The organism is Streptomyces muensis (assembly GCF_021474425.1).
Lineage (GTDB): Bacteria > Actinomycetota > Actinomycetes > Streptomycetales > Streptomycetaceae > Streptomyces > Streptomyces muensis.
The window spans coordinates 1-15,521 of record NZ_JAKEIP010000012.1; the positions used below are offsets into that span (position 1 = coordinate 1).

A 15,521-nucleotide genomic window follows, 5' to 3' on the forward strand; every position below is an offset into this window, starting at 1 on the left:
CCTCAGCCCCGTCCGCCGCCCCGGGAGGTGGCCCCGCTGCACACCCCGCTCTCCGTCGTCTTCGCGCTCTGCGCTGCCCTCAGCAACGCCGTCGCGACGGTGCTCCAGCGCAAGGCGGCGCTCACCGTGCCGCGCTCCGCGGGGCTGCGGGCCGGGCTGATGCTCGACCTGTTGCGACGGCCCGTGTGGCTGGTCGGCATCCTCGCGGTGATCGCCGCCGCCGTCTGCCAGGCGCTGGCGCTCGCCACCGGGCCGCTGACCATCGTGCAGCCGTTGTTCGTGCTGGAGCTGCCGCTCACCCTGATCGTCGCCTCGCTGCTGATGCACCGGCATCTGCCGGGCACGGGCTGGCTGGCGGTGACGGTGGTGGTGGCGGGGCTGGCGGTCGCGCTGTTCGCCGCGTCCCCCACCGGTAATCGCACCCATGTGGCGCTGGACCGCTGGATTCCCGCGCTCGCCGTGTGCATGGGGCTGGTCGTCGCCCTCGCCCTGGCCGCCCTGCGGCGCCCCGAAGGCCGCGCCCGGGCGGCGTGTCTGGGTGCCGCTACGGCGATCAGCTACGCGGTGACCGCGGCGTTGATGAAGGCCGCCACGCACATCCTTCAGGAGCAGGGGCTCGCGGGGTTCTTCTCCGCCTGGCAGACGTACGCGTTCGCCGCGACCGGCGTGTGCGCGCTGTTCCTGCTGGAGAACGCGATGCAGGCCGGCCCGCTGGTCGCCTCGCAGCCGGCGCTCACCCTGGGCGACGCGCTGGTGAGCCTCGCCCTCGGCATCACCCTGTACGAGGAGGAGATCCGTTCGGGGTGGTGGCTGGTGCCGCAGTTGTTCGGTGTGGCGCTGATCGCCGTCGGGGTGCTCGCCCTGTCGCGGATCCCGCTCACTCAGGCGCTGGTGGCGCCCGAGGAGGAGCCCCGGGAGGGGTAGCCGGTGCCGGCGTGACGTGACGCGATGTCCTAGCCCACCCGGGTCCTCTGCACCGCCGGGACGCCGTCGCGGCGGTGCGTCCCGTGGCCGCCGCCCCTTCGATGGGCCATGTTGCTGACGGTCGAGCCGATCGGCACCGGGCGGATGCGAAGGAGGCCCCGCGGTGGGTGAGCTGTACATCGACGGCGAATGGACACCGGCGGTGGCGGGTGGGCGGCGGGAGGTGGTCAACCCGTACGACGCCTCGGTGGTCACCAGCGTCGACGAGGCCGACGCCGCCGATGTGGACCGCGCTGTGCGTGCCGCGCGGCGTGCCTTCGTCGAGGAGGACTGGGCGAACGCTCCCTCCCGTCGCCGTGCCGACCTGCTGCTGCGCGTCCGGGACCTGCTGCTGCGGGACCGGGAGGACATCGCCCGCACCGAGACCCTCGACACCGGGAAGACGCTGACCGAGGCCCGTATCGACGTGGAGGACGTGGCGAACGCGTTCCGTTACTTCGCCGAGCTCGTGGGCAAGGACGGCGGCCGGGTCGTGGACGTGGGGCCGGACGTCCTCAGCCGGGTCGTCTACCAGCCGGTCGGCGTGTGCGCGCTCATCGCGCCCTGGAACTACCCGCTGCTGCAGGCCTCCTGGAAGGTCGCCCCGGCGCTCGCGGCCGGCAACACCTTCGTCCTCAAGCCGAGCGAGACGACCCCGCTCACCACGATCGCCATGATCCGGCTCATCGAGGAGGCCGGCGCACCGCCCGGCGTCGCCAACCTGGTGCTGGGCTCCGGGGCGACCGTCGGCGCGGCCCTGACCAGCCATCCCGAGGTCGACCTGGTGTCCTTCACGGGCGGTCTGCACACCGGGCGCGCCATCATGGCCAGCGCCTCCGAGGGACCGCGGAACATCGCCCTGGAACTCGGCGGCAAGAACCCCAACATCGTGTTCGCGGACGCCGACTTCGAAGCCGCCGTGGACTACGCACTGGACGCCGCCTTCCTGCACTCGGGGCAGGTCTGCTCGGCCGGTTCGCGACTGCTCGTCGAGGACTCCCTGCACGACCGGTTCGTCGAGGCGTACGCCGAGCGCGCCCGGGCGATCCGGCTCGGCAACGGCCTGGAGGAGGGCACGGAGAGCGGTCCGCTCAGCTCCGCCGAGCACCGCGAGAAGGTCGAACGGTACGTCGCCGTCGGCAAGGAGGAGGGCGCCCGGCTCGTCACCGGCGGCACCCGGCCCGACGACCCGGCGCTGAGCCGTGGCTTCTTCCTGCTGCCGACGATCTTCGCCGACTGCGACCGGTCCATGCGCATCGTCCAGGAGGAGGTCTTCGGCCCGGTCGTCACCGTCGAGCGGTTCCGCTCCGAGGACGAGGCGGTGGAACTGGCCAACGACACCCGCTACGGCCTGGCCGGCGGCGTGTGGACGTCCGACGCCGGCCGCGCCCAGCGGGTCGCCCAGCGGCTGCGGCACGGCACCGTGTGGATCAACGACTTCCACCCCTACGTACCGCAGGCCGAGTGGGGCGGGTTCGGCCGCTCCGGCGTCGGGCGCGAGCTCGGTCCGACGGGGCTGCGGGAGTACCAGGAGGCCAAGCACATCTACCAGAACCTCTCCCCCGCCCCCTCCGGCTGGTTCAAGGGCTGACCACAGCCCCCTTCGCGCGCCACAGCGGCGCCGATGAACCCGTGGCGCACCGGCCACCGAAGAAAGGCACCGCATGGCCACCACTGACGCGCACGGCGCCGAGTCCGCCTACGACTACGTCATCGTCGGCGGCGGCACCGCCGGCTGTGTGCTCGCCGCCCGGCTGAGCGAGGACCCCGACTGCCGAGTCTGCGTCGTCGAGGGCGGCCCCAGCGACGTGGGCGACGAACGCATCCTGCGTCTGCGCAACTGGATCAACCTGCTCGGCTCGGAGTTCGACTACGGCTACACCACCGTCGAGCAGCCGCGCAGCAACTCGCACATCCTGCACTCACGCGCCCGTGTGCTCGGCGGCTGCTCCTCGCACAACACGCTGATCAGCTTTCTGCCGCTGCCGCAGGACCTCGACGACTGGGTGAGCCTGGGCTGCTCCGGCTGGGACCCGGCGACGGTCCTGCCCTACCGCGACAGACTGCTCACCGACATCGTCCCGGTGGCCGAGGCGGACCGTAACCCCATCGCCCAGGACTTCGTCACCGCGGCCGCCCGCGCGTTCGGCGTCCCCGTCGTCGACGACTTCAACGCCGAACCCTTCGCCGACGGCGCCGGCTTCTTCTCGCTGGCCTACCAGCCGGAGGGCAACCTGCGCTCCTCCGCGTCCGTCGCCTACCTCCACCCCGTCCTGGACCGTCCCAACCTCACTCTGCTCCTGGAGACCTGGGCGCACGAGTTGCTCACCGACGAAGCGGGGCGGCTGACGCGGGTCGCCGTCCGCGACGCCGACGGACGGCCGGCCACCGTGCGGGCCGAGCGTGAACTGCTGCTGTGCGCGGGCGCCATCGACACCCCGCGCCTGCTGCTGCTCTCCGGCATCGGTCCGGCCGACGAGCTGCGCGGCCTGGGCATCGACGTACGGGCCGACCTGCCCGGCGTGGGCGAGAACCTGCTGGACCACCCCGAGTCCGTGATCGTCTGGGAGACCGCGGGTCCGCTGCCGCCGAACTCCGCGATGGACTCGGACGCCGGCCTGTTCCTGCGCCGCGACAAGGGCCAGCCGCGCCCGGACCTGATGTTCCACTTCTACCAGGTGCCGTTCACCGTCAACACCGAACGTCTGGGCTACCCCGTGCCGCGGTACGGGGTCTGTATGACGCCGAACGTGCCGCGGGCCCGCTCCACCGGCCGGATGTGGCTGCGCAGCGCCGATCCCGCCGAGCAACCCGCCCTGGACTTCCGGTACTTCACCGACCCCGAGGGCCACGACGAGCGCACGATCGTGGACGGACTGAGAGTGGCCCGCGAGGTGGCCGCGACCGACCCGTTGCGCGACTGGCTGGTCCGGGAGGTCGCGCCCGGCCCGGACGTGGTCTCCGACGCCGATCTGTCGGAGTACGGGCGCCGTGCCGCGCACACCGTCTACCACCCGGCGGGCACGTGCCGTATGGGCGCCCCGGACGACCGTATGGCCGTCTGCGACCCGGAGTTGAGGCTGCGCGGCTTCGAGGGCGTACGGATCGTGGACGCGTCGGTGTTCCCGACGATGCCCACCATCAACCCGATGGTGACGGTCCTGCTCGCCGCGGAACGCGCCGCCGACCTGATCACCGGCCGTCCCGGGCCGGCGGCACGCGGGGCCGGGCGGTGACCGGCGCCGAGCGGCCGCCCGCCCCGGCGTCCGCCGCGCCCGGCGGGGAGCCGGGCTCGGAGTTCCGCAAGGACATGGGACCGTGGGCGAACTTCGCCCTCGGCTTCACCTACCTCTCGCCGGTGGTGAGCACCTACACGCTCTTCGGTACCGCGCTCGCCGAGGGCGGGCCACCGATGATCTGGGCGTTCGTGCTCGCGGGCTGCGGCCAGTTCCTGGTCGCGCTGATCTTCGGCGAGGTCGTCGCGCAGTACCCCATCGCCGGCGGCGTCTACCCGTGGGCCCGGCGGCTGTGGGGCAAACGCTGGGCGTGGATGACGGGTTGGGTGTACATGTGGGCGCTACTGGTGACCATCACCTCGGTCGCCTACGGTGCCGGTCCCTACATCGCCATCCTCTTCGGCTTCGACCCGACCGTGCACAACACCGTGCTGTGCACGGCGGTGCTCATCGTCGTCGCCGTCCTCATCAACTACATGGGCACCAAGGCGCTTTCGGCGGCGGCCGTGATCGGCTTCGCCGGCGAACTCATCGGCGCCCTGGTCGTCGGCATCTACCTGCTGTCCACCCACCGCCACCACGGCATCGGCGTCGTCTTCGACACCTACGGCACCGAGGGCGACGGCTCCTACTTGCCGGTGTTCCTCGCCGCGGCCATCATCGGCTTCTACCAGTACTACGGCTTCGAGGCCTGCGGCGACACCGCCGAGGAGGTCGCCCACCCGGGCCGTGTCATCCCGCGGGCGATGCGCCGCACCATCTACATCGGCGGCGCGGCGGCCACGTTCACCTGTATGTCGCTGCTGCTGTCGGTCACGGACTACGGCGCGGTCATCTCGGGCGAGCAGGCCGACCCGGTGGTGGACGTGCTGTACGACGCCATGGGCGAGACCGGCGCCCGGCTGGTGATGGCGGTGGTGCTGATCTCCTTCCTGTCCTGCACGATCAGCCTCCAGGCGGCCGCGGGGCGGCTCATCTACTCGTACGCCCGCGACGAGATGATCGTCGGGCACCAGTTGCTGCGCCGGTTCGCGCACGCCCGCGCGGTGCCCGGCTACGCGCTGCTGGTGTCCGCCGTCGTACCGCTGCTCATCGCGTTCGCCTCGCTGTTCTCCGAGGACGCTCTCACCAACATCGTCTCGTTCGCGATCCTCGGTATCTACGCCTCGTTCCAGATGGTGGTCCTGGCGGCGCTGCGGGCCCGGCTCAAGGGCTGGCGTCCGGCAGGAGAGTTCACGCTGGGCCGCTGGGGTCTCGCGGTGAACATCGGTGCGCTGGCCTACGGCATCTTCGCGATCGTCAACATCTGCTGGGCCCGCACGCCGGAGAAGCCGTGGTGGGAGAACTGGATCGTCCTGCTCTGCGGCGCGGTGGTGCTGGGCACGGGGCTGCTCTACATGTTCACCACGCACCATTACGGCCGGGGCGACGCGCCCTCCGGCGACGCCGTGCCGGAGAGCTGAGTTCCGTCGCCCTCACGGGTGGGACTCGTCCAGCGCTCGCAGGGCGTCGTCCGCCGCCGCGCGGGTCGGCGCCGTCTCCGAGTCGTCCGAGGCGAGGGCGGTGAGCCGGGTGCGCAGCCGCGTCTCGTCGCGCGGCGGTGTCCCGGTGTACGCCAGCCAGTGGGCCAGCCCCTCCGTGGCGTGGAAGCGGACCGTCTGGTCCGGGTGGTCCAGGGCGTGAACGAACCGGCCCAGGTCGGCGCCGGTGTCGTCGTCGGTGACGTTGTGCGGGTCGAGGAGTGAGAGCGCGGCGGCGCGGACGTCGGCCGAAGGGGTGCGGTCGGCTGTGTGCCTCAGGCCGGGCAGCGCTTCCGTGAGGCCGATGAGCGCGTTGTGCGTCTTCCAGAGCGTGGTGGGGTCGGCGGCGAGGTGGGCCACCAACGCCTCGGCCACGGAACGTCGTTCCCAGGGGCGCAGTCCGCCGTCCACCCGTGCGTCCAGGCCGTCGACGGCACCCACGCGCACCTCGCCGTCGGGGTCGTCCAGCAGTGGAAGCAGCAGCCAGACGGCGTCCCATCGGCCCGCCTGCCCGATGGCTCTCGCGGCCGCCGCACGCGTACGGCCGGGCAGCGCGGGGTCGTTGAGGGCGGTACGCAGCGCTCCGGCGGCGGCCCGTGTTCCGGCGGCTCCCAGCGCATACGCGGCCGAAGGGCCGGCGGCGGCATCGCCGAGCCACCGCGTCGCCGGCCCGGTCACCCGTTCCTCGCCGCGTCGGCCGAGCCCCCGCAGCAGCGCGGCGGCGACGTTCGCGTCCCGTTCCGCCTCCAGTGCCCCGACCAGGGTGTCCCGCGTCCGCGTGGCCTCGACGTCGAACAACCGGCCGGCCACCGCGATCCGCACCTGAGGGGACACATCGCCGAGCCCTGTGACCAGTGCGTCGCACAGGCGCTCGGTCCACTGCCCGGGAAGCAGTTCGAGGGCGCGTACGCGAGCGTCTCCGGTGCCCTGCTCGGCCATGCGCACGACCTCGGCGCTGACGGCCGGGTCGTCCCGGAAGCGGTACAGCAGGGTGCGGGCGCGTCCCCACACGGCTGAGTCCGGGTCGCCCAGAAGCGCCACCAACGCGGGAGCGTGCCCGGGCACGCCCAGGGCTCCCAAACCGTCGAGGGCGTTGATCCGCAGGTGCCGGTCCGGATCGCCCAGCAGGTGGGTGTAGGCGTCCACGATCGCCGGGCCGTCCAGCCCTAGCCGGATGGCGGCACGCGAGGCCCGGCGCCGTACCCATGGGTCCTGATCTCCCATCAGGGCAGGCAGCACCGTACGGCCTGCCTCGGCCACCCCGAGCCGGCCGAGTCCCGCCGCGGCGGCCTCACGCACCTCGGGCGCACGGTCGTCGGCCGATGCGACGAGCACCCACGCGTGCTCGTCCCGTCCGACCCTGCCCAGCCCTTTCGCCGCGGCCGCTCGCCGCCAGGTGTCGCCGTCCTTCAACTCCCTCAGGAAGAAGGCGATTTGCTGTTCCGCTCCCATGAACACCCCGATGAGTTGGACTGGCGAGCGGGCCGGAGGTTGTACCGGAGTACGGTCGCGGGCGCGTCAGGCCGGGATCTCGGGGCTCCTCGTGACACCGCCCGATCGGAGGATGAGGTCGGCGGTCTCCTCGGCGGTGAGGGCCGCGCTGTCCAGCCACCATCCGGCGTCGCCGAGTTCGCGCCGCATCTGGGCTTCGAGATCCTCGTAGCCGTCGAAGGCGAACTGCTCCCGCGGATCGCGGATGCTGTTGCGGTACCGGCATGTCTCGATGCCCGGTGCGAGGACGACGAACAGGACGCGTCGAGCAGGGAGGAGGGAGAGGAAGAAGTCCAGCTGCGCACGGTCGGGAATCACCCAGTCGATCACGGGGGTGAAGCCGGCGTCGGAGAAGTTGTTCGCCAGCATGCAGAGGTTGCGATTGCACAGCTCCATCTGGCGCGCCGCCTCCTCGGCGGGTTCGCCGAGGGCCCAGACGCGACCGCTGACGATCAGTCTGCTGACGAAGTCGCCGTCGAGCCGGGCCGAGTACGGCAGACGCTCGGCGATGAGCCGGGTCACCGTCGACTTCCCCGCCCCCGGCATCCCCGTCACGATCACACAGTCCCGTGTCCCAGCGCCGATCACGCCGTCGATCGTGTCAGCGCGCCCCGGTGCCCGGCAACCGCGTTTCCGCTGAGCCTGCCCGACCCCCAGGAGCATCACACCTGATGGCCCCGCGGCAGAGCCGCACGAATGAAAGCCGCTACTCGGACGGGCGTCTGCGGTGCGGTTCGGCCACGGCACCGGCTGCCGCTCCTTGAGGATCTTGATCGTCGTTCGTGACCGAACCTGACGAGGAGCGGAAGTATGTCCCATCCCCCTGCCCGGCCCGTGCCGCGTTCCCGCCTGATCACCTGGTGGGCGACGATCGGCGCCGTCACGGCTCTGGCACTCGGTCTGCCGGGCACCGCGGGCGCGGCTGACGGCCCGCCCCCGTCCGAGGGGGTCACCGCCGCCCCCGCGGCCCTGATCCGGGGAACCCTCCAGCCGGACGCCCCGCCGGCGGGCGCGAACGACTGGAAGTGCCGGCCGACCGCAGCGCACCCCCGCCCCGTCGTCCTGCTGCACGCGACCCTGACGAACGCCCACATGAACTGGAGCATGCTGTCGCCCCTGCTCAAGGACGAGGGATACTGCGTCTTCGCGCCGAACTACGGCGGGAAACCGGGAGTTCCGTTCAAGGCCACGGGCCACATCCCCGACTCGGCCCGCGAGGTCGCCCGTTTCGTCGACCGGGTGCTCAAGGCCACCGGTGCCCGGCAGGTCGACCTGGTGGGGCACTCCCAGGGCGGCGGAGTGCTGCCCCGCTGGTACCTGCGGTTCGAAGGGGGTACGAACCCGGCGAAGCCGTCGCGCAACAAGGTGCGCAGGCTCATCGGTCTGGCCCCGTCCAACCACGGTGCCGGCGTGTCCGGTCTGGGCACCCTCACCACCGCGCTCGGCCTCAATGAAACCGTGTCCGCCGTGGCGGGGCAGGCGTACGCGGACCAGATGGTGGGGTCCGACGTGAACAGGAGACTCGATCGGGGCGGCGACACCCAGCCGGGCGTCGACTACACCGTCATCGCCACCCGGTACGACGAGGTGGTCACGCCGTACCACAACCAGTTCCTCACGGCGGGACGGGGCGCGAAGGTGCGCAACATCACGATCCAGGACATCTGTCCCCAGGACCTGTCCGAGCACATCTCGATCGCCTACGACTCCAACGCCATGCAACTCGTCCTGAACGCACTGGACCCCGCCCATGCCGAGCCCGTGGACTGCCGTCTCTCGGCGCCCCTGCTCGGCGGCTGAAACGGCGGCCGGCGCTCCGGTTCGCGGCGCGCGACACCCCGCCGGTTCGACCTGGGCCCGCCTCTTGTGGAGAATCAAGGTCATGAGCGAGAACGTATTCTTCGAGGTTTCGGCTAACGGCGAGAATCTCGGCCGCATTGTCTTCCGACTGTTCGACGACGTCGTGCCCAAGACGGCACGCAACTTCCGTGAGCTGGCGACCGGTCAGAACGGGTTCGGGTACAAGGGTTCCCCCTTCCACCGGGTCATCCCGGAGTTCATGCTCCAGGGCGGTGACTTCACCAACGGCAACGGCACCGGTGGCAAGAGCATCTACGGTGAGACGTTCGCGGACGAGAACTTCCAGCTGAAGCACGACCGGCCGTTCCTGCTCAGCATGGCCAACGCGGGCCCGGCCACCAACGGCTCGCAGTTCTTCGTCACCACCGTGGTGACGCCGTGGCTGGACGGCAAGCACGTCGTGTTCGGCGAGGTCGTCGAGGGCGAGGACGTGGTCAAGGCGGTCGAGGCCCTGGGCAGCCGCTCCGGCGCGACCAGCAAGAAGATCGTCGTCGAGGACTGCGGCGTCGTCGCCTGACCCTGCCGTAGCGCACATCCGGTCCATTCAGGTCCATCAGGCCCCCGCACGGCGGCCTGGTGGACCTGTTCCATTCCCCGGCCGGGCGGCGCACCGTCCCCGCCGTCAGTGCGACTCGCGGCTCACCTCCGAGCCGCTGGACCCGAGCAGGAAGTCGAGGTCGGCGCCGGTGTCGGCCTGGAGGACGTGGTCGACGTAGAGCCGCTCCCAGCCGCGCCGTGGGCTGGCGTAGGCGTCGACGGTGGCCGTGCTCGGGCTTCTGCGGGCGAGTTCTTCGGCGGGTACGTCGACGTCGATACGGCGGGCCTCGACGTCCAGGGCGACGACGTCCCCGGTGCGGACGAGGGCCAGTGGCCCGCCCGCGGCGGCTTCCGGCGCCACGTGCAGGACGACCGTGCCGTACGCCGTGCCGCTCATCCGGCCGTCGCAGACGCGGACCATGTCGCGTACGCCCTGTTCGAGGAGCTTCTTCGGCAGGGGCATGTTGGAGACCTCGGGCATACCGGGGTAGCCCTTGGGGCCGCAGCCGCGCAGGACGAGGACGGAGTCGGCGTCGACGTCCAGGTCCGGGTCGTCGATGCGGGCGTGGAAGTCCTCGATGGAGTCGAAGACGACGGCCCGGCCGCGGTGGCGCAGCAGGTGCGGGGAGGCGGCGGCCGGTTTGACGATCGCGCCGTCGGGGGCGAGGTTGCCGCGCAGGACGGCGATCCCTCCCTCGGCGACCAGGGGTTCGGCGCGGGTCCGGATGACGTCGGTGTCCCAGATCGGGGCGTCGTCGAGCGCGTCGACCAGGGGTTTGCCGGTGACGGTGAGGGCGTCGGGGTCGAGCAGGTCGCGAACCTCGCGCAGCACGGCGAGCAGGCCTCCGGCGCGGTGGAAGTCCTCCATGAGGAAGCGGCCGGCCGGCTGGAGGTCGACCAGGACCGGGACGCGGGAGCCGATGCGGTCGAAGTCGTCGAGGCAGAGGTCGACGCCCAGCCGGCCGGCGATGGCCAGCAGGTGGACGACGGCGTTGGTGGAGCCGCCGACGGCGGCCAGGGCGACGATCGCGTTGTGGAAGGACGCCTTGGTGAGGAAGCTGCCGGGCCGCCGGTCGGCACCCACCATGTCGACGGCCAGGCGGCCGGCGTGGTGCGCGGCCTCCAGCAGCCGACTGTCGGGGGCCGGGGTCCCCGCCACGCCGGGGACGACGGTGCCCAGGGCCTCGGCGACCAGGGCCATCGTGGAGGCGGTGCCCATGGTGTTGCAGTGGCCGCGGCTGCGGATCATCGCCGACTCGGAGCGGGTGAACTGCTCCTGCGAGAGGGTGCCCGCGCGGACCTCCTCCGACAGTCGCCACACGTCGGTGCCGCAGCCCAGCGGCGTGCCGCGGAACGTCCCGGTCAGCATCGGGCCGCCGGGCACGACGACGGCGGGCAGGTCCACCGACGCGGCGGCCATGAGCAGCGAGGGGATGGTCTTGTCGCAGCCGCCCAGCAGGACGACGCCGTCGATGGGGTTGGCCCGCAGCATCTCCTCCGTGGCCATGGCGGCCATGTTGCGCCAGAGCATGGCGGTGGGCCGTACGTTCGTCTCGCCGAGCGAGACCACGGGAAGGTCCAGCGGGATGCCGCCGGCCTCGTACACGCCGTCGCGGACGGAGGAGGCGACCTCGTGGAGATGGGCGTTGCAAGGGGTCAGGTCCGAGGCCGTGTTGGCGATGGCGATCTGCGGCCGGCCGGTGAAGGCGTCGCCGGGTACGCCTCTGCGCATCCACGCGCGGTGGATGTAGGCATTGCGGTCCTGACCCTCGTACCAGTGTGCGCTGCGCAGGCTCACCATGGGACCTCTTCCAGCAGTCGGTACGGAGGTCTACAGTCTGGAACGCCATGGAGCATACGCAGCCGTACGACGGATCGACAGACCCCGGCGACGACCAGCCGACTGCCGTCGGCGGCCACCGTCTTGTGGGCTCGGACCGGGTGCTCGCCGTCCTCAAGGAGCTGGCCCGGTATCCCGGCGGGGTGGGGCTGGAGGAGCTGACCCGGGTCGTCGCCAGTCCCAAGCCGACGGTGCACCGGGCGCTGGGGGCGCTGCGGCGGGCCGGGCTGGCCGAGCAGGACGCCCGGGGCCGCTATGTACTGGGGGACGAGTTCCTGCGGATGGCGTTCGCCCATCACGAGGCGCGTCCCGAGCAGGTCCGGCTGCGGCCGGTGCTCGACGCGCTGGCGCGACGGTTCGGCGAGACCGCGCACTACGCGGTGCTCGACGGCCGTGAGGTCGTCTACCGCGCCAAGGTCGACCCGCCCACCGGTGCCGTCCGGCTGACGTCGACGATCGGCGGGCGCAACCCCGCGCACACGACGGCCGTCGGAAAGCTGCTGCTGGCGCGGCGGTTGGGCACCGTGGCGGAGGTCGAGGCGTGGATCGGCGGCTCCCCGCTGGAGCGTCGTACGGCACGCTCGCTGTGCACGGCCGCCGCATTGCACCAGGAGCTGGCGGCCACGCGCGAGAGGGGCTACGGCATCGACGACCAGGAGAACGAGACCGGCGTCAACTGCCTGGCGCTCGCCGTCTATCCGACCTCGCCCACGGTCCCCGCAGGCGCCGTGAGCGTGAGCGCGCTGGCCTACCGGACGCCGCTGGACGCTCTCGTCGACGCCCGTGACGAGATCCGGGCCGTGCTCGGCTCGCTCGGCGAACCCGGCAGCTGACCTTGGAGAGCAACCGCCGTGTACCCCGTACGCCGCCCTGCCGAGGCCGTCTGATGCGCGCGTTCGTCCTGAACGCCCCCGGCGCGTACGAGGTCCAGGAGCTTCCGGCGCCGCTGCCCGTGCCCGGTGAGGTCGTCGTCGACGTCGAGCGGGTCGGCGTGTGCGGCACCGACATGGAGTTCTTCACCGGTGCCATGGCCTATCTGCATCAAGGGCACTCCTCCTATCCGATGCGGCCCGGGCACGAGTGGGCGGGGCGGGTGGCGGCGGTTGGTGACGGAGTCGACCCCGGCTGGATCGGACGCCGTGTCATGGGTGACACGATGCTCGGCTGCGGGAGTTGCCGCCGCTGTGTCCGGGGCCGTCAGCACGTGTGCGAGAAGCGCCAGGAGGTCGGGATCCGCGGGGCGCGGGCCGGGGCCTTGGCGGAGCAGCTCGCGGTGCCTGCATCGTCGTTGCACGCCCTGCCCGACTCGGTCGACGCCGTGCTCGGGGCGCTCGTGGAGCCGGGCGGCAATGCCCTGCGCGCGGCGCGCGCGACCGCCGCCCGGACCGGGGACCGCGTTCTCGTCCTGGGGCCCGGGACCATCGGCCTCCTGGTCGCGATGTTCCTGCGGGCAGCGGGCGCGGAAGTCCACCTCCTGGACCGTGCCGACGCCTCCCCCGCCTTCGCCCGGGACCTCGGCTTCGAGCACGTGTGGGACGAGCACTCCCTTCCGGACCTGCCCTTCGACGCGGTCGTCGCCGCCTCGAACGCGGCCCATCTGCCCGAGAGGGCACTGGAGTTGGTGGAACCGTCCGGCCGTGTCGTCTACATCGGACTCGCCGGCGAGCCCAGCAGGGTCGACACCCGTACGCTCGCGCTGAAGGACGTGACGGCGGTGGGCATCCTCTCCGCCTCCCCCGGCCTGGACGCCACCATCCAGGCCTACGCGTCCGGAACGGTCGACCCCCGCCCTCTCGTCGCGGCCACCGTCGGCCTCGACGAGACCGGCCCGGTCCTGGCGGGCGTACGTCCACGGGGCGCGGGCCCCGGCCCCAAGATCCACGTGGATCCCCGACTCGGGGTCCGATAGCGCCACTCGCCCTGCGCCGCAGGGCCGGGCACTCCGGAACAACGCTCCGAAGCTTCACAGGTCTTGACCCCACCTCGCGACGGCGCGTACAACATCCCCCAGCAGAAAGCGTTTACTACACAATGTCTTCGCCCCGATCGAGCCGTGCGTCGCCGCGGCTCTCAACGGAGAGGCTCGGCACGATGAGAAGCCCACAGGACCGGGAAGAGCCCGCGGCCGGGAGAGTCGGCAGCTCGGCGGCGCTGTCACGGCGGAAGATGCTCAAGGGCTCGGCCGTCGGTGTCGGGATGGCGACGGTGGGGCTCGGTGCGGCCGGTCCGGCGCACGCGGTGGAGGCGCGGCCCTCGTGCAGCGCCACCGCCCGCATGGGCGGAAACTCCATCACGCTCTCCTTGGTGGACGGCGCCCTTCACTGGTCCGCCGAGCGCCACGGCAGCACGGTCGTCGACGTCTCCGCCCTCGGTCTCAGGCTGAGCGACGGGACCGTCCTCGGCGGTGATGTGACGGTGACGGGAAGCCGGAAGGAGAACGTTCACCGCGTCTGGTCCCCCGTGTACGGGCGCAACGCGCGGGTCGTCGACCACTTCCAGGAGCAGGTCTTGGACCTCCGGGACAGGTCCTCGGGGATCCGGTTCGGGGTCCGGGTCCGGGCGTACCGGACCGGCGTGGCCCTGCGTTACGTACTGCTGGACAAGGGCACGGCGACCATCGCCGACGAGCTGACGACGTTCGTCTTCCCGGACGGCACCACCGTCTACAGCGCCCGCGACGAGAACGCCTACGAACCGGTCGCCCCCGACGCGATACCCGTCACGGGAACGTCCAGCACGGACAACGGCCCTCTCACCGACCTCCCGCTCACGGCCACCCTCTCGGGCGGGCTCATCGCCTGCGTCTGCGAGTCGGCGCGGGTGAACTTCCCCCGTCTGATGCTCAGTTCGGTCCCCGGGCAGCCCAACGCCCTGTCCGCCTTCCTCATGGAGCACACCGCCCGCGGTACCGGCCCCGTCGAGCCGACCACGACCGTCACCACACCGTTCACCACGCCCTGGCGCGCCGTCGTCATCGGCTCCACCCACGCCGAACTCGTCGACAACGCCGAGCTGGTGCTCAACCTTGCCCCGAAGAGCGCCCTTGAGGACACCTCGTGGATCAAGCCGGGCAAGGTCTTCCGCTGTGAACTCAGCACCGCGGCCGGTCTGGCGGGGGTCGACTTCGCCGTGGCCCGCGGACTTCAGTACATCGAGTACGACGCCGGGTGGTACGGCCCCGAGTTCTCCACCGTCGACGCGACGAAGCCCGTCGCCGCCATCGATCTGCCGTCGGTCATCTCGTATGCGACGGGCCGGGGCATCGGCGTCTTCCTCTACGTCAACCGGCTCGCCCTGACCGACGCGGACGCGCTGTTCGGCCTGTACAAGAGCTGGGGTGTCGCGGGCATCAAGCTCGGCTTCATCAACGACGGTACGCGTTCGATGACCGACCAGATCATCGCGTGGGCGGCGACGGCCGCCAAGTACGAGCTGCTGATCGACATGCACGACGACGTCCGGCCGTTCGGCTTCGAGCGGACGTATCCCAACTACATCAGTCTGGAAGGCGTCCGGGGCAACGAGCAGTTCCCGACCGCCACGCACAATGTGACCCTGCCCTTCGCCCGCAACGTCGGCGGCCCGATGGACTACACGATCTGCTACGGCCAGTCGCGCGACAAGACGACCAACGCCCACCAGATGGCGATGGCCGCGGTGTACTACCAGCCCCTCAACTTCCTTTTCTGGTACGACAAACCGTCCAAGTACAACAACCCCGCGAACTGGCCCGGTCTCCCCTGGTTCAACGCCATCCCCACGACCTGGGACGAGAGCCTCACCCTGGCCGGGTCGATCGGCGAGTACGTGGCCGTGGCCCGGCGCGACGGCGCCACCTGGTACCTCGGGGCGATGACCGACGAGACGTCCCGGACCCTGTCGCTCCCGCTGTCGTTCCTGGGCAGCGGAACGTACACGGCGACGATCTACTCCGACGGGACGCCGGGCGCCAATCCGTACCAGACGCCGGTGGTCGTCGGCACGCGCGCCGTCACCTCGGAGACCGTGCTGGACGTGGCCATGGCCCCGGCCGGCGGCCAGGCGGTGATCCTCCGGCCGAGCAGCTGACCGAGC

12 protein-coding genes are annotated in these 15,521 nt (G+C 71.6%); 9 read left to right on the plus strand and 3 right to left on the minus strand.

The features are described from left to right. The first annotated feature begins 36 nt into the window (after positions 1-36). The 4 genes from L0P92_RS05455 to L0P92_RS05470 all read left to right on the plus strand — a co-directional run bounded on the left by L0P92_RS05455 (position 37) and on the right by L0P92_RS05470 (position 5,662). The gene (locus tag L0P92_RS05455) at positions 37-924 is read left to right on the plus strand and encodes a DMT family transporter (RefSeq protein WP_234761440.1); all 888 of its coding nucleotides are present in this window, start codon (positions 37-39) and stop codon (positions 922-924) included. A 163-nt stretch (positions 925-1,087) separates the two neighbouring features. Further along, a complete protein-coding gene (locus L0P92_RS05460; protein WP_234761360.1) occupies positions 1,088-2,554 on the plus strand; it encodes an aldehyde dehydrogenase family protein in 1,467 nt (488 codons plus the stop codon). 73 nt (positions 2,555-2,627) lie between these two features. Next, positions 2,628-4,199: a GMC family oxidoreductase gene (locus L0P92_RS05465; RefSeq protein ID WP_234761361.1), complete on the plus strand. Its 1,572-nt coding sequence runs from the start codon at positions 2,628-2,630 to the stop codon at positions 4,197-4,199. Continuing rightward, on the plus strand, positions 4,196-5,662 hold the full coding sequence (locus L0P92_RS05470; RefSeq protein ID WP_234761362.1) for an APC family permease: 1,467 nt from the start codon (positions 4,196-4,198) through the stop codon (positions 5,660-5,662). The genes L0P92_RS05465 and L0P92_RS05470 overlap by 4 nt, the downstream gene beginning before the upstream one ends. A gap of 12 nt (positions 5,663-5,674) precedes the next feature. On the opposite strand, the gene L0P92_RS05475 is transcribed toward L0P92_RS05470, so the two are convergent. Next, a complete protein-coding gene (locus L0P92_RS05475; protein WP_234761363.1) occupies positions 5,675-7,171 on the minus strand; it encodes a HEAT repeat domain-containing protein in 1,497 nt (498 codons plus the stop codon). Between the two features lie 66 nt (positions 7,172-7,237). Then, the gene (locus L0P92_RS05480) at positions 7,238-7,798 is read right to left on the minus strand and encodes an AAA family ATPase (RefSeq protein ID WP_234761364.1); all 561 of its coding nucleotides are present in this window, start codon (positions 7,796-7,798) and stop codon (positions 7,238-7,240) included. 222 nt (positions 7,799-8,020) lie between these two features. On the opposite strand from L0P92_RS05480, the gene L0P92_RS05485 reads away from it, so the two are divergent. Then, complete coding sequence (locus tag L0P92_RS05485; protein WP_234761365.1) at positions 8,021-9,010, plus strand: alpha/beta fold hydrolase; 990 nt, start codon at positions 8,021-8,023, stop codon at positions 9,008-9,010. A gap of 82 nt (positions 9,011-9,092) precedes the next feature. Then, entirely contained in the window at positions 9,093-9,587 is a 495-nt protein-coding gene (locus tag L0P92_RS05490; RefSeq protein ID WP_234761366.1) for a peptidylprolyl isomerase, read from the plus strand. 105 nt (positions 9,588-9,692) lie between these two features. Here L0P92_RS05490 and L0P92_RS05495 read toward each other — a convergent pair whose 3' ends face one another. After that, a complete protein-coding gene (locus tag L0P92_RS05495) occupies positions 9,693-11,408 on the minus strand; it encodes an IlvD/Edd family dehydratase (RefSeq protein ID WP_234761367.1) in 1,716 nt (571 codons plus the stop codon). 47 nt (positions 11,409-11,455) lie between these two features. Here L0P92_RS05495 and L0P92_RS05500 point away from each other — a divergent pair, with 47 nt between their 5' ends. The 3 genes from L0P92_RS05500 to L0P92_RS05510 all read left to right on the plus strand — a co-directional run bounded on the left by L0P92_RS05500 (position 11,456) and on the right by L0P92_RS05510 (position 15,515). Continuing rightward, on the plus strand, positions 11,456-12,280 hold the full coding sequence (locus tag L0P92_RS05500) for an IclR family transcriptional regulator (protein ID WP_234761368.1): 825 nt from the start codon (positions 11,456-11,458) through the stop codon (positions 12,278-12,280). A gap of 53 nt (positions 12,281-12,333) precedes the next feature. Then, positions 12,334-13,356 (plus strand): zinc-dependent alcohol dehydrogenase, encoded by a 1,023-nt coding sequence (locus L0P92_RS05505; RefSeq protein ID WP_234761369.1) that lies wholly within the window; start codon positions 12,334-12,336, stop codon positions 13,354-13,356. A 182-nt stretch (positions 13,357-13,538) separates the two neighbouring features. Beyond that, positions 13,539-15,515, plus strand: coding sequence for a glycoside hydrolase family 97 protein (locus tag L0P92_RS05510; protein WP_234761370.1), 1,977 nt, complete (start codon positions 13,539-13,541; stop codon positions 15,513-15,515). Positions 15,516-15,521 lie beyond the last annotated feature (6 nt).